The sequence below is a fragment of the Burkholderia oklahomensis C6786 genome (genome assembly GCF_000959365.1).
GTDB lineage: Bacteria > Pseudomonadota > Gammaproteobacteria > Burkholderiales > Burkholderiaceae > Burkholderia > Burkholderia oklahomensis.
This window is the reverse complement of the sequence record NZ_CP009556.1, coordinates 2,813,210-2,831,587: the sequence shown is the minus strand read 5'-3', so window position 1 is coordinate 2,831,587 and position 18,378 is coordinate 2,813,210. Positions and strand designations below refer to the sequence as shown.

Below are 18,378 nucleotides of genomic sequence, written 5' to 3'. Positions count from 1 at the left end.
TCGGCGCGCTTCGGACAATGATGCATCCCATCCGGAGCCTCACATGAGCCGACTTCCTCTTCTCACGCCGCGCGACGCGCCCGAAGCGAGCGTCCCGTATCTCACCCGGACGCTGAACAGCAACGGCTTCCTGCCGAATCTCGTCGCGTCGCTCGCGAACGCGCCGACGGCGCTCGAAACCTATCTGACCGTCGCCGAGATCAACGGCCGCAGCGGCCTCACGCTCGCCGAGCGCGAAGCCGTGCAGATCACGGCCGCCGCGACGCACGGCTGCGGCTTCTGCGTCGCCGGGCATACCGCGGTCGCGCTGAAGAAGGCGCACGTCCCGAATGCGGACGTCGACGCGCTGCGCGCGGGCGAGCCGCCCGCCGACGCGCGTCTCGCGGCGGTCGCGACGTTCACGCGCGCGGTGATCGCGACGCGCGGCGCGGTCGGCGACGCGCAGTTCGATGCATTTCTCGCCGCGGGCTTCACGCGCGCGAACGCGCTCGAGATCGTGCTCGGCGTGAGCCTCGCGACGCTCTGCAACTTCGCGAACAATCTCGCGCAAAACGAATTGAATCCTGAACTGGCCGCCTACCGATGGGAACCTCGCACGCAACCCGCCTGACCCGGATCGCGCTCGATCCGGCGCTGACCGATTGGCTCGACGCGCACGCGGCGTCGCTCGACACGTCGTCCGAATCGAAGCAGCGGCTCGTGCCGCGCCTCGCCGCGGCGGGCGCGTTTCGCGCGGGCGTGCCCGAGCGCGACGGCGCGGCGGCCGACGTCGTCGAGGCGGTCGCGACGATCGCCGCGCTCGCCCGGCATTCGCTGACGGCCGCGTTCGTGTGCTGGGCGCAGCGCACCTTCATCGAATATCTGCTGCACAGCCCGAATGCCGGGCTGCGCGCGCGCTGGCTGCCGTCGCTGTTGAACGGCGAAGCGGCCGGCGCGACCGGCCTGTCGAACGCGATGAAGTATCTGCAGGGAATCGAATCGCTGCAGCTCGACGCGACGCCCGATCCTTCGTCTTCCGAAGCATGGCGTCTGAACGGTGCGCTGCCGTGGGTGACGAACGTGCGGCCGGGCGGTGCGCTCGTCGCGGTCGCGGTTGCGCACGAAGGGCGCGCGGCGTCGATCTTCGCGGTGCGCGACGATGCGGCCGGTCTCGCGAGAAGCGACGACCTCGATCTGATCGCGTTGCGCGGCAGCAATACGGCCGCGCTGCGGTTCGACGACGTCGCACTCGACGCGCGCTGGCGGATTCACGACGATGCGCACGCGTTCCTGCCTGCCGTGCGTCCCGCGTTTCTCGGCATGCAATGCGCGATGGCGATCGGGCTCGCGAGCCGCTCGCTCGACGAGGCGCGCCGCTCGGCGGGCGCCGCGCGGCGCGTGCTCGACACGGAAATCGCGGCCGCGAGCAACGCGCTCGACGCGACCGTCGAGCGTCTCGTCGCCGGGCTGCGCGACGGCGCGTTCGGCGCGCAGCGCGCAAGGCTCTTCAAGATCCGAATCGCGCTCGCCGAGCTTGCGCAGACGGCCGTGCACCTCGAGCTGCAGGCGAGCGGCGGCCGCGCGTACGTGCGGCGAGACGGCGCCGACAACGGCTTCGAGCGACGCTGGCGCGAGGCCGCGTTCGTGCCGGTCGTCACGCCGAGCCTCGTGCAATTGAAGAGCGAGCTCGCGAAGCACGCGGCGCGCGACGCCGCATGAGCACGTCGCGCCTCGATGCTCGCGCGCTGACGCTCGCCTACGACGCGACCCGGCCGCCCGTGCTCGACCGCTTCGATCTCGCGGTCGACACGGGCGAACGAGTCGCGGTGCTCGGCGCGAGCGGCGCGGGCAAGTCGAGCCTGCTGCGCGTGCTGGCCGGCCTGCGCAAGCCTGTGTCCGGCTCGATCGCGATGGCGGGCCGCGCGCTCGACGGACCGCACCCGCACGTCGTGCTGATGTTTCAGGAGGCGAGCCTGCTGCCGTGGCTGTCGGTCGAGAAGAACGTCGCGTTCGGGCTCGACTTCAAGCGGCAGCCGCGCTTGACGCGCGACGAGCGCGCGCGGCGCGTCGCATGGGCGATCGACGAAGTCGGGCTCGCGCATGCGCGCGGCCACTATCCGTCGCAACTGTCGGGCGGGATGGCGCAGCGGGTCGCACTCGCGCGCGCGATCGCACGGCAGCCGCAGGTGCTGCTGCTCGACGAGCCGTTCGGCGCGCTCGACGCCGCGACGCGCACCGACATGCAGGACCTGCTGCTGCGCGTCGTCGCCGACACGCGGGCGGCGACCGTGCTCGTCACGCACGACATCGACGAGGCGCTGCGCGTCGCGGACCGCATCGTGCTGCTCGACGGGCGCGGCGGGACGGCCGGCGTGTGGACGATCGCCGAGCGTGCGGCGGCGCGGGGAGGCTTCGAGATGCGCCCGGGCGAGGGCGACCGGCGCGATGCGTCGGATGCGCGCGGCTCGCTCGCGACCGACGCCGCGTCTCGTCTTCCCGTCGTGCCCGACGTATCGAAGGCGTCCGTGATCCGCGCTGCGTCGGCGACGCGCGCTGCGTCACGGAACGAATTCGAACAGCACGAACAGCACGAACGACTGGAACGTCTCGACGCGCTGCGCGTCGAGATTCTCCGCACGTTGCGCGCGCTGCGCGACGCGCCCGAAGCCGAGGGGCGCGCACGCGCGAGCGACGCGTTTCCCGCCGCCTGATTGCTTTCTTCCGTCAACGGACCGACCATGTGCGATGTACCGATCACACGCCGCGAGTGGCTGAAGCTCGCCGCGCTGTTTACGAGCGCGGCGGCGACGCCGCTGCTCGCGCAACGCGCCGCGCGCGCGGCTTCCGAGCCCGATGCGCCGGTGCGGATCGGCTATCTGCCGATCACCGATGCCGCGCCGCTCCTCGTCGCGCATCACAACGGCTATTTCGAAGCGGCGGGCGTCGCGGCCGAGAGGCCGCGGCTGCTGCGGAGCTGGGCGCAGCTCGTCGAGGCGTTCCTGTCGGGGCAGGTCAACGTCGTTCATCTGCTGTCGCCGATGACGGTGTGGGCGCGCTACGGCAGCGGCGTGCCGGCGAAGGTCGTCGCATGGAATCACGTGAACGGCTCGGCGCTGACGGTCGCGCCCGCGATCGACGACGTCCGCCGGCTCGGCGGCAAGACCGTCGCGGTGCCGTTCTGGTATTCGATTCACAACGTCGTGCTGCAGCACCTGCTGCGCGAGAACGGGCTCGCGCCGGTGCTCAAGCGCTCGGGCGGCGTCGCGGCGAACGAGGTGAACCTCGTCGTGATGGCGCCCGCCGACATGCCGCCCGCGCTCGCGGCCGGGCAGATCGCGGGCTACATCGTCGCGGAACCGTTCAACGCGGCGGTCGAATTGATGAAGATCGGCAAGATCCTGCGGTTCACCGGCGACGTGTGGAAGAACCACGCGTGCTGCGTCGTGTTCATGCACGAGCGGGATCTGAACGCGCGGCCGCAATGGTCGCAGAAGGTCGTCGACGCGATCGTGAAGGCGCAGCTCTGGGCGCGCGCGCATCCGGACGAGACCGCGCGGCTGCTGTCGAAGGAGGGCGCGCAGCATTACACGCCGCACACCGTGCAGGCGTTGTCGCGCGTGCTCGCGCCGTCGGCCGCGCTCGACGCCGACTACCGCGCGCGCGGCGCGATCCGGCACGCCGGCTGGCAGGAGAAGCGGATCGATTTTCAGCCGTATCCGTTCCCGAGCTATACCGAAGAGCTCGTGCGGCGCCTGAAGCGCACCGCGATGGACGGCGATACGCGCTTCCTCGAGCGGCTCGATCCGGCGCGCGTCGCGGGCGAGCTCGTCGACGCGCGGTTCGTCAGGAAGAGCATCGCGGCCGTCGGCGGCCTCGCGGCGTTCGGGCTGCCGGAATCGTACTCGCGCGAGGAGACGATCGTTGTCTGACGTATCGGTTCGGCGCGCGTCGGCGGGCGGCGGCACGGCTTCTCGTTGTGAAGGCGAAACGGCGTCGCGCGCCGCGGCCGCGGCCGTGCGCGCGCGACGCCGAGCGTTCGCGCATCCGCTGCGCGAAGCGGCGATCGGCGTCGGCGGGCTCGTTTGCACGATCGCGCTCTGGTGGGCGGCGACGCACTGGCTCGCCGGCCCGCAATCGCTCGCCCGCTTGTTCGCGCCGGAGCGCGCGCTCGACAGCGTGCCCGCGCTGCTGCACGATGAGCGCCTCGGGATGCACGTGCGCGTGAGCGTCGTGCGCGTCGCGACGGGCCTCGGCATCGCGCTCGTGCTCGGCGTGCCGCTCGGCCTCCTGATCGGGCGCGTGAAGTGGCTCGACGCGCTGCTGTCGCCGACGTTCCAGTTCCTGCGGATGATCTCGCCGCTGTCGTGGATGCCGCTCGCGGTGATGTCGTTCGGCATCGGCGAGCGCTCGATCTGCTTCCTGCTCGCGTTCGCCGCGCTCTGGCCGATCCTGATGAGCACCGCGTCGGGCGTCGGCCAGATCGACCGGCGCTGGCTCGAACTCGGCGAGAGCCTCGCCGCGACGCGCACCGAACTGGCGTGGCACGTCGTGCTGCCGGCGATCACCGCGGCGGTGCTGAGCGGCGTGCGGCTCGCGATCGGCGTACTGTGGATCGTGCTCGTGCCGGCCGAGATGCTCGGCGTGAGCGCGGGGCTCGGCTATCTCGTGCTCGATACGCGCGACCGGCTCGCGTATTCGGAGCTCGCGGCGGTGATCGTCGTGATCGGCGCGATCGGGCTCGCGCTCGACGCGCTCGCGCGGGCCGCGCTTGCCCGCTGGACGAAGGCGCGCGCGTGACGCGACGCGCGGCCGCTTCACGCGTCGCCGGCTCGGCGCGCGCCGCGATTTCCTGACGCGCAGCGCGCGTATCATCTCGACGCGCATGCATGCGCCGCGTCCGTGCCGGTGCCGCGCCCCTGCGCGCACCCGCGCGAAGCACCCGTGCCCGCCGCCCGCATGCTGCGAAGCGGCAGGCATCTTGCTACCCGTTGCGCGGCAATGCGTACCCGGTGCCCCGATTTACCGCCGCTCGTCGGCTTTCCGTTGATCCGGCCGTAGTTTTCCGCACGGCGGCCGCGCGTCGCCGATTGCGGCGGAATGGCGCCTGCGGTATGGTCGTCGAATGCGGCGACGCGCCGCTCTCGATCGCCGCGTGCCGGCGGCCGGCGTATCGGGCCCATCATTCACGCGCAATGCCGCAGAGAGGCTGTCCATGGCGACCATCGCACCCGAGTTCCACCTCGCTCCGCAACAATTCTCCACCGACGTGCTGCTGGAAAAATACGCGAAGGGCGACGAGCGGACGGTCGACGACATCTATCGCCGCGTCGCGCACGGCGTCGCGCAGGCGGAGCCCGCCGCGCTGCGCGACGAAATCGAGGCGCGCTTCGTCGAGCATCTGCAGCGCGGCGCGCTCGGCGCGGGCCGGATCATGAGCGCGGCGGGCAGCTCGATCGCGGCGACGCTGATCAACTGCTTCGTGCAGCCCGTCGGCGACTGCATCCAGGGCGTCGACGAGCGCGGGCTGCCCGGCATCTACGTCGCGCTGCTGCAGGCGGCCGAGACGATGCGGCGCGGCGGCGGAGTCGGCTACAACTTCTCGGCGATTCGCCCGCGCGGCGCGTACGTGCACTCGACGGGCTCGAGCGCGTCCGGGCCGTGCAGCTACATCGACGTGTTCGACGCGTCATGCCGCACCGTCGAAAGCGCGGGCGCGCGGCGCGGCGCGCAGATGGCGGTGCTCGATTGCGATCATCCGGATCTGCTCGAATTCATCGAAGCGAAGCACTCGAAGGGCCGCTGGAACAACTTCAACATCTCGGTCGCGATCACCGATGCGTTCATGGACGCGGTCGAGCAGGACCTGCCGTGGCAGCTCGTGCATCGCGCGGAGCCGTCGCCCGCGCGGCGCGCGGCGGGCGACCTGCATCGGCGCGACGACGGGATGTGGGTCTATGCGGAAAAGCGCGCGCGCGCGATCTGGGACACGATCATGCGCTCGACGTACGACGTCGCCGAGCCGGGCGTCGTGTTCATCTCGAAGATGAACGACGACAACAACCTGCGCGCGGTCGAGACGATTCGTGCGACGAATCCGTGCGGCGAGCAGCCGCTGCCCGCATACGGCTGCTGCAATCTCGGGCCGCTCAATCTGACGCGCTTCGTGATCGACCCGTTCGCGCAGCTGCAAGGCGGCGACAGCGTATTCGACTGGGACGCGCTCGCCGAGCGCACGCGCACGCAGGTGCGCTTCCTCGACGACGTGCTCGACGTGACGCTGTGGCCGCTGCCCGAGCAGCGCCACGAGGCGGAGCAGAAGCGGCGGATCGGCATCGGCTTCACGGGCCTCGGCGACACGCTCGTGATGCTCGGCTTGCGCTACGACTCGCAGGAAGGGCGCGACTTCGCCGCGCGCGTCGGGCGCGAGATGCGCGACGCGGCTTACGGCGCGTCGGTCGAGCTCGCGCGCGAGCGCGGCGCGTTCCCGCTCTTCGACGCGGACCGGTATCTCGAAGCGGGCACGTTCGCGTCGCGCCTGCCCGACGACATCCAGGACGCGATCCGGCGCGACGGCATTCGCAACAGCCATTTGCTGTCGATCGCGCCGACGGGCACCGTGAGCCTCGCGTTCGCGGACAACGCGTCGAACGGCATCGAGCCCGCGTTCTCGTGGACCTATCAGCGCACGAAGATCATGGCGGACGGCGGCCGCCGGACGTTCGCGGTCGAGGACTACGCATACCGGCTGTATCGCGAGCTCGGCGGCGACGTCGACGCGCTGCCCGACTATTTCGTCAGCGCGCTGCAGATGTCCGCGCACGACCATCTCGCGATGATGGCGGCCGTGCAGCCGTACGTCGACACGTCGATCTCGAAGACGGTCAACGTGCCCGCCGATTATCCGTTCGACGATTTCGAGAGCCTCTACTTCGACGCGTGGAAGAGCGGCCTGAAGGGGCTCGCGACGTATCGGCCGAACGAGACGCTCGGCGCGGTGCTGCACACGTCCGAGCCGGAGGACACGCTGACGGAGGCGGATCTCGATCCGCTGCGGATCGCGATCGACCACCGGCCGAAGGGCGAGCTTCCCGCCGTGATCGAGAAGGTCGAATACCTGACGCAGCTCGGCAAGAAGTCGCTGTACGTCGCGGTGTCGTTCATGGAGGTGACGGGGCGCATCGGCGGCGAAGAGGTGACGATCGAGCGGCCGATCGAGTTCTTCATCCCGGTCGGCCAGCGCGACGAGTCGCAGCAATGGATCACGGCGACGATGCGCTCGCTGTCGCTCGCCGCGCGCGGCGGCTTCGTCGCGCGCAATCTGCAGGATCTGCGCAAGGTGTCGTGGGACCGCGGGCAGGTGCGGCTCGGCGAGACGCAGCGGCTCGACGGCCGGCGCATTCCGCTGTGGCACGATTCCGAGGTCGCGGCGCTCAGCTACGCGATCCAGCAGATCCTGCATCGCCGCGGCTTTCTCGATGCGGAAGGCAGCCAGGTGCCGTCGCGCCTGCTCGCGACGCTGCCGCGCGGCGGCGCGGATTCGCATGCGGTCGCCGCGATGCTCGCCGCCGAGACGGAATCGGCGGGCGGCGAAAGCGACGACGAGACGGTTGCGGCGACGCGCAGCGCCGCCGAACTGCGCACGATGTTCGGGCGCAAATGCAACTCGTGCGGCGCGAATGCGGTGATCCGCAAGGACGGCTGCGATTTCTGCACCGCGTGCGGCGAGATCGGCGCCTGCGGTTGACCGCTCGATGCGCGCGCCGGCGCGGCGGTCGGCGCGTGATTTCCATGAAGCTCGGCCGCGCGGCGCTGTCGATCGCGCGCGGTGCTTCGATTCGTGATCGCTTCGCGCGATAGGCGCTGTCTCACTGTCTCACTGTCTCGCCGGCGCTTGCGCGCGATGTCCGCATTGCGTGACGGCGAGATGCGCGGAGCGGTCGATGTCGGCTCGGCTGCCGTGACGTGCATTGTCCGAGCGTCGCGCGGCGCGCCGGTTTTCCGCCGAAGCATCACGAGAACGGGATCGGCGTCAGCCGGACCTCTCCAACTTCCCATCTGCCCGATTTCATCCTGATTCGTCCGGATCGCTCAGCCGCCCGAGCGGCGGCGGCCTATCCACGCGGCGAATGAATCCGCTTGCGTCGTCGTTCGAGCCGAGCGGCGCGCGGGGATCGATGCGCCGCGTGCGCGCCGATTTGGCCATCGTGTATTGACCGGATGACGATTCTGTCGTATGGCCGAAATTTCCTGATTGGGCGATTGAATGGATCAATGTCACGAGCGCGTCATTTAATCGGATTTCTATTCAATGACCGGAATTGAATGATGATTGATAAAAATATGAGCGCCTTTGTTTCGGTATGTGAAATGTCAATTCATGCGGGCGAGCTTTGCTCGACATATTTTGGCTGCCATAAAACCATCTTCCTGGGTTTTTGACGAGTCAACGAAATGGAGGAAAACTACAAACCCTCGGACTCCAATGCCTTGGGGTTGAAGAGTCGACTATTTAGGACAGTGTTTTCAGGCAAGGGCTTTATTTTTTTGAAATTTGTTTTTAATATTGCGCGCTCATGATTGATGGAAAGGTATTTTCACCTCATGAAAATTGTTTGAAATGGTTCGATGGGTTGGAATGATCGAATTTCAGGATGTGCCGGCCTGAATGGGATGAATTCGAAATTTCAATCCGAGCGTTTCCGATGAAGCGCCGGTTGCGGCGGTCATTGCCTTCCGGAATTCGAATGCGATGAGCGGCCGCGGCGCGAATCACCCCGCCGAATCACCCCGGTTTCTCAGTCAACTTCTCGTGAGCACTGACGATGGACAACTTTTGCCGCATGAATCTGCCTGCACCGACCGATCTGCCGGAGTTCGTCTTCGAGTTGCCGGGCCTGCAGTTTCCGGCGCGCATCAATTGCGCGGCGGCGCTCCTCGATGCCGCCGTGACCGGGCGCGGCTGGGGCGATCGCGTCGCGATCAAGACCGAATCCGGCGCCGCGTGGTCGTATCGCGACCTGTTCGAATACAGCAACCGGATCGCGAACATGCTGGTGCGCGACGGGGGCCTCGTTCCGGGCAACCGGGTGCTGCTGCACGGAACCAATCATCCGTTCCTCGCCGCCGCGTGGTTCGCGGTCGTCAAGGCGGGCGGCGTCGCCGTGACGACGATGCCGCTGCTGCGCGCGGGCGAGTTGTCGAAAGTCATCGCGCAGGCAAAGGTCTCGCATGCGCTCTGCGAGGCGTCGGTATCGGCGGAATTGCACGCGGCGATAGCGGCGGTGCCCGGCGTCGAATTCGTCCGCTGCTACGAAACGGACGAGGCGGGCGCGTTCGAGCGGCTGATGCGCGAGTACCCGGCCACGTTCGAGACGGTCGACACGCGCGCCGACGATCCGTGCATCGTCGCGTTCACATCCGGCACGACCGGGCGGCCGAAGGCGACCGTGCATTTTCATCGCGACGTGATGGCGATCTGCCATTGCTTTCCGCAGCACGTGCTGAAGCCCGATGCGGACGACGTGTTCTGCGGCTCGCCGCCGCTCGCGTTCACGTTCGGCCTCGGCGCGCTGCTGCTGTTTCCGCTGAGCGTCGGCGCGAGCGTCGTGCTGCTGCAGCGGGCGAAGCCGGAGCGGCTGCTCGCCGCGGTCGACGCGCATCGCGTCAGCATCCTCTTCACCGCGCCGGCCGCGTATCGCGCGATGCTCGACGCCGTCGACGGCCACGACATCTCGAGCCTGCGCAAATGCGTGTGCGCGGGCGAGGCGCTGCCGGTGCCGACGCGCAACGCGTGGCTGGCCCGGACGGGCCTCCGCATCATCGACGGCATCGGCGCGACCGAGATGCTTCACATCTTCGCGTCGGCGGATGAAGCGCGGGCGAAGGAAGGGGCGATCGGCAAGGCGGTGCCCGGCTACCGGCTCGCGATCCTCGACGAGCGCGGCGAGCGTCTGCCGCCTTACCACGTCGGCCGTCTCGCGGTGCAGGGGCCGACCGGCTGCCGCTATCTGAACGACGCGCGGCAGCGCGACTACGTGCGGCACGGCTGGAACCTGACGGGCGATGCCGCGTATCTCGACGAGGACGGCTACCTGTTCTACCAGGCGCGCGCCGACGATCTGATCATCAGCCTCGGCTACACCATCTCGCCCGCCGAAGTCGAAGAAGCGATGCTGCGCCACGCGGACGTGCTCGAGTGCGGCGTCGTCGGCGCGCCCGACGAGCGCGGCGGCACGCTCGTGTGCGCGCACGTCGTGCTGCGGCCCGGCGTGAGCGGATCCGATGCGCTGACGGTGGCGCTGCAGCAGCACGTGAAGGCGCTGATCGCGCCTTACAAGTATCCGCGGCGCATCGAGTATCACGCGGGCGGACTGCCGCGCAACGAGTCCGGCAAGCTGCAGCGCTTCAAGCTGCGACAGGCGGCCGAGGACGCGCAAGCGGCCTGACGGCCGCGCGTGCCGGCTGCGCCGCGCCGCGTGCGGCCGGCTCAGCATCGACAACGCCAAACCCACACAACATCGAAGCGACATGAAAATACTAGGAGCGGGTATTGCGATATCGGACGGCGCGAAGCACGCGCTTCCGTTTGCGAACGACCATGCGGTCAAGGCGGCGAGGCAGGCGCTCTCGAAAGCGCGCTGCCTGCCGTCGGAGCTCGACCTCATCGTCAGCTTGTCGGTTTCTCCGAACCGGATGGCGGACGCGGCGCCGATCGCGGGGCCGCGCCTCGCGCATCCGGTGCAGCGCGATCTGCGCGCGGCCAACGCGGCGGTGTTCGATCTGCTCGACGCGGACTGGACGCTCGCGCTCGATTTCGCGCAGAGCCATTGCCGTCAGCTCGGCTACCGCCGCGCGCTCGTCGTGAGGGCGGAGGCGCTGGCCGACGTCGACGGCGCCGCGTCGAGCGGCTTCGCCGACGGCGCGGGCGCGATCGTGCTGACACCCGGCCGCGACGATCGCTATCACGCGAGCTATGCGGATCTCGATGCGCCGAGCCTCGCGACGCTCGACGCCGTGCCCGCGCGCCGCGCGCACGAAACCGGCGTCGTCGCGCGCTTCGACAGCGGCTTCGATCCCGCGACCGGCCGTTTTCGCACGCAGCCGGGCAACGCCGACGCGGCCGTACGCGCGGTCGTCGGCGACGTGCGCGGCAAGGTCGACGCGCAGGTGTCCGAACTGTTTCGTGAGTCGTGGCTGCGCGGCTGGCTGTCGGACGACGCCGGCTTCGCGAGCGAATCGCGCGTCGATGTGATCGACGGCGCGGCCGGCATCCCCGCCGCATTCCAGCTTCCCGCCTGGCTCGCGACCCGCGCGGGCGGCGCCGCGGGCGCGCGCCGCGACGCGCGGATCGTCGCCGCGCTGACGCTCGACGTATTCAAGCCGCGCATCGCATGCATCGCAATGGAGGTCTGATGTCCTATAACGTTCGTATGGCCAGTCTGGCGTGCAATCTGCCGTCGCGGTTGCTGCGCAACGACGATCCCGCTTTCGACGAAGTCGAGCCGATTCCGTCCGAGTGGTGGCACTTCTGGGGAATCAAGTCGCGCTACGTGATCGATCCGCGCGCGGGCGAATCCGAGCTGGCGATGGCGGAGCGCACGGCGCGCCAGGCGCTCGCGCGCGCAGGCGTCGAGGCGGCCGATCTCGATCTCGTGCTGTTCAACATCACGTCGCCGTTCGTCACCGCGGAAGGCGGCACAAGGCGCTTCGCGCCGCGGCTCGCGCGCACGCTGCGCGACCGGCTCGGTGCGCACCGCGCGCTCGACGCCGACGTCGAAATGGAATGCGCGAGCTTCGTGCTGCAACTGCAGCTCGCGACGAACCTGATCAAGCAAGGGCGCGTGAAGCGCGCGCTCGTGTGCTCGTCCGAGCGGATGTCGTCGGTCGTCGACTATGCGAGCAAGTCGTCGACGACGTTCGGCGACGGCGCGGCGGCCGCAGTGCTCGTCGCCGACGCGCACGATCCGCAGGGCGCCGACTGGCTGAACGCCGTCTATCGCAGCGACGCGACGCACTACGATCTCGCGACGATGCAATGGCGCTACCCGAAGCCCGCGGCGAACCGCGACGAAGCGGAGCGTCAGGCCGAGCGCTTCGGCGCGTATTTCACGCTGAAGCCGGAGGCGCAGGAGCAGATCGCGCGCTTCATGCCCGAGGCGATTCCCGATATCGTCGAGCGGCTGCTGCGCAAGAGCGGCCTGAACACGGACGACATTGACGCGATGGTGTTCCATCAGCCGTCGGAGATCCTCGTGCGCGCATGGGCGCAGCGCCTCGGCCTCGCGCCGGACCAATACGTGATCCGTCTTGCCGACTGCGCGTGCCTCGTGTCGGCCGCGGTGCCGCTCGCGCTCTACGAATCGATCCGCAGCGGCGTCGTCAAGCCGGGCTCGCAGGTGGTGATCGCGGGCGCGGGCGCCGGCTGGGGCTTCGGCGCGCAGCTATGGCGCTGGGGCGAAACGGTCGTGAACGACGCGGATTCGACCGTCGATGCCGCGGAGGCCGATCATGTCGCGTAACCTCGTGATCGCCGGGCTCGGGTACGCGCTGCCGGAGCGGATCGTCGGCAACGACGAGGTCGCGAGCGTCATCGACACGAGCGACGAATTCATCCGCACCCGCACCGGCGTGCTGCATCGCCGCTACCTCGCGCCCGATCAGCAACTGGCGGACCTCGCGTGTCCGGCCGCCGAGCGGGCGATGGCCGACGCCGGCGTGACGCCGGCCGACATCGACCTGCTGATCGTCAACACGCTGTCGCCGGATCATCACGATCCGTCGCAGGCGTGCTACATCCAGCCGCGGCTCGGGCTGCGCGAGATTCCGTGCTTCGACATCCGCGCGCAATGCAGCGGCGGGCTGTACGGGATCGAAATCGCGCGGCATTTCCTCGCGAGCGGCCTGTATCGCAACGTGCTGCTGATCTGCGCGGAAGCGCTGTCGCGGCGGATCGACACGAGCAACGCGGGCCGCAACCTGTCGATTTTGCTGAGCGACGGCGCCGCCGCGATGGTGCTGCAAGGGCAGGCCGACGCGACGCGCGGCCTCGTCGACCTGTCGCTCGGCGCGGACGGCACGCAGTTCGATCTGCTGCAGACGGAGGCGCCCGGCGCCCGGCGGCCGAACTTCATCGATGCCGACGACCTCGCGGCGGGCCGCCACTACTTCCGGATGCGCGGCGCGGACATGTTCGAGGACGCGACGCGCCGCATCGTCGACGCGTGCCGCCAGATGCTCGACAAGCACAAGCTGACGCTCGGCGACATCGGGCTCGTCGTGCCGCACCAGCCGAACCTGCGGATCATCGACGCGGTGATCGAGCAGCTCGGCCTGCCGCGCGAGCGCTGCATGATCTCCGTCGAGCACCTCGGCAACATGGCGAGCGCCGCGTTTCCGGTCGCGCTCGCGCTCGCGCACGAGCAAGGGCGCATGCGAGCCGGGCAACTGAACCTGCTGGTGACGTACGGCGCGGGCGCCACCTGGGCGTGCGCGCTCTATCGGAGCTGAACGACATGCAGCACAGCACCCCTGGCTGGATCGACTCGCAGCTCGCCATCGTCGGAAGCGCGGAAGTGCCGCTGTACGTGGTCGTCAACGACGAAGCCGCGACGCTGATCGAAGGCGGGTTGAGCGGCATGACCGAGCTGGTGTGGCGGCAGCTTCACGATCTGCTGAAGGACTACGGCGGCATCCGGCATCTGCGCTACTGGCTGATCACGCATTCGCACTACGACCATTGCAGCCTGCTCGGGACCTTGAAGGCGCGGATGCCGTGGCTGCACGTCGTCGGCTCGCCCGACACCGCCGACGCGCTGCAGAGCCCGTCCGCGTGCAGGACGATCAGAAAGCTCGACGCTCAGGCGTCCGTTGCGTGGGAGCCGATCGCCGAAGCCGATCTCGCGGACCTGTCCGAAATCCCGCTGTACCCGGTCAATCCGGGCACGGCGCTCGACATCGGCGAAGGGATGCGGATGCGCGCGATCGCGCTGCCCGGCCACAGCGCCTGCCTGTTCGGCTATCACTGCCCGCAGCTCGACCTGCTGTTCGTGTCGGACGCGCTCGGCGAATACCACGGGCCGAAGCGGTGGCTGCCGCTCGTGTTTCAGGATCTGTCCGCGTACCGGCAGTCGCTCGCCGTCATCGAGCGGCAGCAGGCATCGCGGATTGCGCTGGGTCATCACGGGATCGTCGGCGGCGACGTCGCGCGGCACGCGGTCCGGCACGCGCGGGACGGCCTCGCGGCGCGCAACGACGAAGCATGCGCGATGCGCGGCGACGCGGCCGCGACGCGCGCGCTCGCGCAGCAATGGACCGAGCGCTATGCGGCGCGCAGCGCGAACGTGGTGCCGCGCACGCTGCATCTGAAGAGCATGGAGCGAATGATCGACCTGTTCCAGCGCGCCGCATAGGCGCGCGAACGCCGGCGCGGGCGACGCCCGCGTCGATTGCCTCACCGGCCGGCTCGCCTCGGATCTTCGGCGCCGGCCGCCGAACGCAACCACCACGACCGTGGGTTTCATTTCCTGTCGGATGACGTCATGACAACCACCAATCTGCCGAAGACGATCAACGAATTGCTGCGTTTCCGTGCAGCGACGAAAGGCGAGAAAGACGCCTATCTGTTCTTGAGCGGTCAGCCCGACGACGAGCAGCAGCAGTCGATCACGTTCGCGGACCTCGACCGGACGGCGCGCCGCGTCGCGCTGCTGCTGCAGCGGCATTCGGTCGGCATCGGCGAGCGCGTGCTGCTGCTTTGCCGGCCCGGCCTCGATTACATCGCCGGCTTTCTCGGCTGCCTGTACGCGGGCGCGGTCGCGGTGCCCGTGTATCCGCCGCGCAATCGGCAGCACGCGGCCCGCATCGTCGGCATCGTCGAGAGCGCGGGCGCGAAGGCGATCCTGTGCACGGGCGACGATTTCGCGCGCTGCACGAAGCTGCTGGAAGACACCGCGGCGTCGCACGTCGCGCTGCTCGACCTGGACGCCGCGAAGCCGCTCGATGCGTTGCTCGAGCCCGCGGACGTCGCGCCTTCGCACGTCGCGTTCCTGCAGTACACGTCGGGCACGACCGGCAAGCCGAAGGGCGTGATGGTCACGCACGGTAACCTGATGCACAACCTCGCGCTGATCGGCGAATGGATGGGGTATCACGAAGAGAGCACGATGGTCAGCTGGCTGCCGCCCTATCACGACATGGGGCTGATCGGCGGCATTCTGACGTCGCTGTTCGGCGGCTTCCGCTGCGTGCTGATGGCGCCGGAGCGCTTCATCCAGCATCCGTTCCTGTGGCTGCGCGCAATCAGCGACTATCGCGCGGACGTGACGGGCGCCCCCGACTTCGCGTACCGGATGTGCAGCCGCCGCGTGCCCGACGAGCAGCTCGCGACGCTCGACCTGAGCTGCCTGAGGACCGCGTACAGCGGCGCGGAGTCGGTCCGCTACGGCACGCTCGCGGAGTTCGCGCAGCGCTTCGCGCCGACGGGTTTCGATCCCGAGCGCTTCAAGCCTTGCTACGGCCTTGCCGAATGCACGCTGCTGGTCGCCGGGCGCAGCGCGCCGCGGCCGCTGCGCACGGTGTGCGTCGACCAGGCGGCGCTCCAGCATCAGAAGGTCGTGATCAAGCGCGAGCTCGAAGGCCTGTCGCCGCAGATGCAGGATCGCGACGGCGAGCGCGTGCTCGTCGGCGTCGGCGTGCCGATCGGCGGGCAGCGGGTCGTCGTGCGCGATCTGAACACGAACGAGCGCTGCGCGGACGATGCGATCGGCGAAATCTGCGTCGCCGGCAAGAGCGTCGCGCCCGGATACTGGCAGCAGTACGAACAGACGATCGCGACGTTCCAGCGCGGCATCGGCGGTGAGGCGGGACAGGAGTTCGCGGGCACGGGCGACCTCGGCTTCTATCATCGCGGCGATCTGTACGTCACCGGCCGCCTGAAGGACATGATCATCATCGCGGGGCGCAACTACTACTCGGAAGACGTCGAGTATGCGGTGATCGGCAGCCGGCCCGAGCTGGTGCCGAACGGCTGCGCGGCGTTCACGATCGAGGCGGACGACGAGGAGCGGCTCGTCGTCATCGCCGAAATCGAGCGCACGCAGCGCAAGGGCGACCTCGACGCGCTGCTCAAGGGCATTCGCGAGGTGATCTGGCATCGCCACGACATCAGTCCCGGCTCGGTGCTGCTGGTGTCGCCCGGCAGCGTGCCGAAGACGTCGAGCGGCAAGGTGCGGCGCAGCGAATGCCGCAACCGGCTGCGCGACGGCGAGCTGACGATACTCGCGCGCTGGGACGCCGACGATCGCATGTCCGACGCGACGCGGGGCGCTGTCGCGCCGACCGCGTCGTCCGCGCCGTCCGCGCCGTCCGTATCGTCCGTATCGTCCGCCGCGCCGAGCGTGAAGCGCGATGAGGCCGATGCGGGCGGCGCCGCTTCGCCGAACGCATCGAAGGTCGAGCAGATGAAGGACTGGCTGCGCCACTACGCGCGCACGCGGATCGATTCGCGAACCATCGACGAGCGCCGCACGATTCCGCCGCACGTCGTGCTCGATTTCGGCAACGAAGGGCTGCTCGGCATGCAGATCGACCGTGCGTACGGCGGCCTCGGCTTCGCGCATCGCGAGATGCTGGAGGTGGTGTCGCAGCTCGCGGCGATCGATTCGACGCTCGCATTCTTCGTCGGCCTGAACAATACGCTCGGCATCCGCCCGATCATGCTGCATGCGCAGCCCGCGCTGCGCGACGAACTGCTGCCGCTGCTCGCGACCGGGCGGACGCTCGCCGCGTTCGCGCTCACCGAGCCGGCCGCGGGCTCCAACGTGCGCGCGATCGCATCGACCGCGCAGCGCATCGACGGCGATCAATGGCTCGTCAGCGGCCAGAAGAGCTGGAGCGGATCGTCCGCGTGGGCGGGCGTGATCAACGTGTTCGCGAAGCAGGCCGACGGCGCCGGGATGATCGGGCTCGCCGTCAGGCAAGGCACGCCCGGCCTGCGGATCGGCGCGGAAGACCTGACGATGGGCGTGCGCGGAATGATCCAGAACGCGCTGCATCTCGATCGCGCACGCGTGAGCGACGCGTGCCGGCTCGGCGCGCTCGGGCAGGGCATGGCGGTCGCGCAGCAGACGATGAATTTCGCGCGCCTCGGCATCGGCGCGGTCTGCGTCGGCGGGATGAAGCGCTGCGCGCAACTGATGCATCGCTACGGCGCGCGGCGCCAGATCGGCACGGGGCTGTTGCTCGACAATCCGCTGAGCCGCCAGCGTCTCGGCGACCTGCGGCATCGCATCGACGGGTTGAACGCGCTGATCGAGCAATTGGCGGCCGATTTCGACGCGGGACGCGACGCGCCCGAAGACGGCTTGCTGATCGCGAAGATCCTCGGCTCCGAATTCCTGTCGCAGTCGTCCGACGAGCTGATGCAGATGCTGGGCGGCCGCGGCTACATCGAAACCAATCTCGCGCCGCAGATCTTCCGCGATGCGCGCCTGCCGCGCATCTTCGAAGGGCCGACCGAGACGCTGCTCGCGCATCTGGGCAGCCGTCTGCTGAACGGCAGCGACGATCTGCTCGGCTATCTGGGCGAGCGGACAGGCGCCGTCGCCCTCGCCGCGGAACTGCGCGAGCTCGGCGAGCAGCTGCTCGAAGACGGGCTCGCGAATGCCGAGCAGCTCGGCGGCGCCGCGCATGCGACGAACTGGGTCAACTACTGGTTCGGCGGCGTCGCGCAATGGGCGCTGTTGCTGGCGGCCGTCGAGCAGGCCGCGAAGCGGCGCGGCGTCGACGGCGCGACGCTCGAATGGGCGCAGAGCCAGTACGAACTCGCCGTCGAAGCGGCGCAGCGCCAGGTCGGCCGGCGGCGCGTGCTGTCGAGCGCCGCGCAGATCGCCGAGTGGGCGAGGCACGTCGAGCGCGAGATCGGACCGATCGAACAGACGGTGCCGGGCGCGACGCAGCGGCTCGATCCGCTGCTGCGCGCCGAGCACGACGCGCGCCCGGAGCCGTCCGATGCCGGCTTCGCGCTCGCTGGCGACGAACCGCTGCCGACGGCGAACGACGCGCCCATGCGTGCGCCGGTCGCTCCGGTCGACCCCGAACTGAAGCGGGAGTTCGAGCAATGGCTGCTGACGTGGCTGGGCGAGCGTCTGCGGAATCGCCGGATCGCGTTGACAGCCGAGACAACCTTCGCCGACATCGGGCTCGATTCGATTCTCGCGGTCGAGCTGACGATGGCGTTCAGCGACGCGTTCCGCACGACCGTCGACGCGTCCGCCGTCTGGGATCATTCGTCGATCGACGCATTGGCGGCGCATCTCGCCACCCGAATGGACCAAGGCACGCACGCGCATGCGGGCGCGGCTTCGTCCGATAAATCTTCTTCCTTGTGAGGCGCATCCGATC

At 69.2% G+C, this 18,378-nt stretch carries 13 protein-coding genes; 12 read left to right on the top strand and 1 reads right to left on the bottom strand.

Translation table 11 applies throughout. From position 1 onward, the window contains the following. The first annotated feature begins 43 nt into the window (after nucleotides 1-43). From BG90_RS30120 to BG90_RS30095, 6 genes are all read left to right on the top strand, one after another. A complete protein-coding gene (locus BG90_RS30120) occupies nucleotides 44-610 on the top strand; it encodes a carboxymuconolactone decarboxylase family protein (protein WP_010108104.1) in 567 nt (188 codons plus the stop codon). After that, nucleotides 583-1,698, top strand: coding sequence for an acyl-CoA dehydrogenase family protein (locus tag BG90_RS30115; RefSeq protein WP_010118027.1), 1,116 nt, complete (start codon nucleotides 583-585; stop codon nucleotides 1,696-1,698). Before BG90_RS30120 ends, BG90_RS30115 begins: the two co-directional genes overlap by 28 nt. Beyond that, nucleotides 1,695-2,690 (top strand): ABC transporter ATP-binding protein, encoded by a 996-nt coding sequence (locus BG90_RS38140; RefSeq protein ID WP_010118028.1) that lies wholly within the window; start codon nucleotides 1,695-1,697, stop codon nucleotides 2,688-2,690. Before BG90_RS30115 ends, BG90_RS38140 begins: the two co-directional genes overlap by 4 nt. Before the next feature lie 27 nt (nucleotides 2,691-2,717). After that, nucleotides 2,718-3,908, top strand: coding sequence for an ABC transporter substrate-binding protein (locus BG90_RS30105; RefSeq protein WP_010108109.1), 1,191 nt, complete (start codon nucleotides 2,718-2,720; stop codon nucleotides 3,906-3,908). Then, complete coding sequence (locus tag BG90_RS30100; protein WP_010118030.1) at nucleotides 3,901-4,776, top strand: ABC transporter permease; 876 nt, start codon at nucleotides 3,901-3,903, stop codon at nucleotides 4,774-4,776. Before BG90_RS30105 ends, BG90_RS30100 begins: the two co-directional genes overlap by 8 nt. Nucleotides 4,777-5,191: 415 nt before the next feature. Beyond that, on the top strand, nucleotides 5,192-7,723 hold the full coding sequence (locus BG90_RS30095) for an adenosylcobalamin-dependent ribonucleoside-diphosphate reductase (protein ID WP_010108111.1): 2,532 nt from the start codon (nucleotides 5,192-5,194) through the stop codon (nucleotides 7,721-7,723). A 321-nt stretch (nucleotides 7,724-8,044) separates the two neighbouring features. Here BG90_RS30095 and BG90_RS35965 read toward each other — a convergent pair whose 3' ends face one another. Further along, a complete protein-coding gene (locus tag BG90_RS35965) occupies nucleotides 8,045-8,257 on the bottom strand; it encodes a hypothetical protein (RefSeq protein ID WP_124072385.1) in 213 nt (70 codons plus the stop codon). 544 nt (nucleotides 8,258-8,801) lie between these two features. Between BG90_RS35965 and BG90_RS30090 the strand changes: the two genes are divergently transcribed. The 6 genes from BG90_RS30090 to BG90_RS30065 all read left to right on the top strand — a co-directional run bounded on the left by BG90_RS30090 (nucleotide 8,802) and on the right by BG90_RS30065 (nucleotide 18,365). Next, nucleotides 8,802-10,424 (top strand): AMP-binding protein, encoded by a 1,623-nt coding sequence (locus BG90_RS30090; RefSeq protein ID WP_025990144.1) that lies wholly within the window; start codon nucleotides 8,802-8,804, stop codon nucleotides 10,422-10,424. 82 nt (nucleotides 10,425-10,506) lie between these two features. Continuing rightward, complete coding sequence (locus tag BG90_RS30085) at nucleotides 10,507-11,391, top strand: beta-ketoacyl-[acyl-carrier-protein] synthase family protein (RefSeq protein ID WP_010118037.1); 885 nt, start codon at nucleotides 10,507-10,509, stop codon at nucleotides 11,389-11,391. Beyond that, on the top strand, nucleotides 11,391-12,497 hold the full coding sequence (locus tag BG90_RS30080; RefSeq protein ID WP_025990145.1) for a 3-oxoacyl-ACP synthase III family protein: 1,107 nt from the start codon (nucleotides 11,391-11,393) through the stop codon (nucleotides 12,495-12,497). Before BG90_RS30085 ends, BG90_RS30080 begins: the two co-directional genes overlap by 1 nt. Continuing rightward, nucleotides 12,487-13,485: a ketoacyl-ACP synthase III gene (locus BG90_RS30075; protein WP_010118041.1), complete on the top strand. Its 999-nt coding sequence runs from the start codon at nucleotides 12,487-12,489 to the stop codon at nucleotides 13,483-13,485. Before BG90_RS30080 ends, BG90_RS30075 begins: the two co-directional genes overlap by 11 nt. A 5-nt stretch (nucleotides 13,486-13,490) precedes the next feature. Beyond that, complete coding sequence (locus tag BG90_RS30070) at nucleotides 13,491-14,387, top strand: MBL fold metallo-hydrolase (protein WP_010118042.1); 897 nt, start codon at nucleotides 13,491-13,493, stop codon at nucleotides 14,385-14,387. Between the two features lie 129 nt (nucleotides 14,388-14,516). Next, nucleotides 14,517-18,365 carry an AMP-binding protein gene (locus BG90_RS30065; RefSeq protein ID WP_010118043.1) on the top strand — a complete coding sequence of 1,283 codons (3,849 nt, stop codon included), beginning with the start codon at nucleotides 14,517-14,519 and terminating at the stop codon, nucleotides 18,363-18,365. Nucleotides 18,366-18,378: the final 13 nt, after the last annotated feature.

Excerpts from the sequence above, each read along its gene's own strand:
- BG90_RS30120 (WP_010108104.1), top strand. The coding sequence starts at position 44 with ATGAGCCGACTTCCTCTTCTCACGCCGCGCGACGCGCCCGAAGCGAGC.
- BG90_RS30115 (WP_010118027.1), top strand. The coding sequence starts at position 583 with ATGGGAACCTCGCACGCAACCCGCCTGACCCGGATCGCGCTCGATCCG.
- BG90_RS38140 (WP_010118028.1), top strand. The coding sequence starts at position 1,695 with ATGAGCACGTCGCGCCTCGATGCTCGCGCGCTGACGCTCGCCTACGAC.
- BG90_RS30105 (WP_010108109.1), top strand. The coding sequence starts at position 2,718 with ATGTGCGATGTACCGATCACACGCCGCGAGTGGCTGAAGCTCGCCGCG.
- BG90_RS30095 (WP_010108111.1), top strand. The coding sequence starts at position 5,192 with ATGGCGACCATCGCACCCGAGTTCCACCTCGCTCCGCAACAATTCTCC.
- BG90_RS30090 (WP_025990144.1), top strand. The coding sequence starts at position 8,802 with ATGGACAACTTTTGCCGCATGAATCTGCCTGCACCGACCGATCTGCCG.
- BG90_RS30085 (WP_010118037.1), top strand. The coding sequence starts at position 10,507 with ATGAAAATACTAGGAGCGGGTATTGCGATATCGGACGGCGCGAAGCAC.
- BG90_RS30080 (WP_025990145.1), top strand. The coding sequence starts at position 11,391 with ATGTCCTATAACGTTCGTATGGCCAGTCTGGCGTGCAATCTGCCGTCG.
- BG90_RS30075 (WP_010118041.1), top strand. The coding sequence starts at position 12,487 with ATGTCGCGTAACCTCGTGATCGCCGGGCTCGGGTACGCGCTGCCGGAG.
- BG90_RS30070 (WP_010118042.1), top strand. The coding sequence starts at position 13,491 with ATGCAGCACAGCACCCCTGGCTGGATCGACTCGCAGCTCGCCATCGTC.
- BG90_RS30065 (WP_010118043.1), top strand. The coding sequence starts at position 14,517 with ATGACAACCACCAATCTGCCGAAGACGATCAACGAATTGCTGCGTTTC.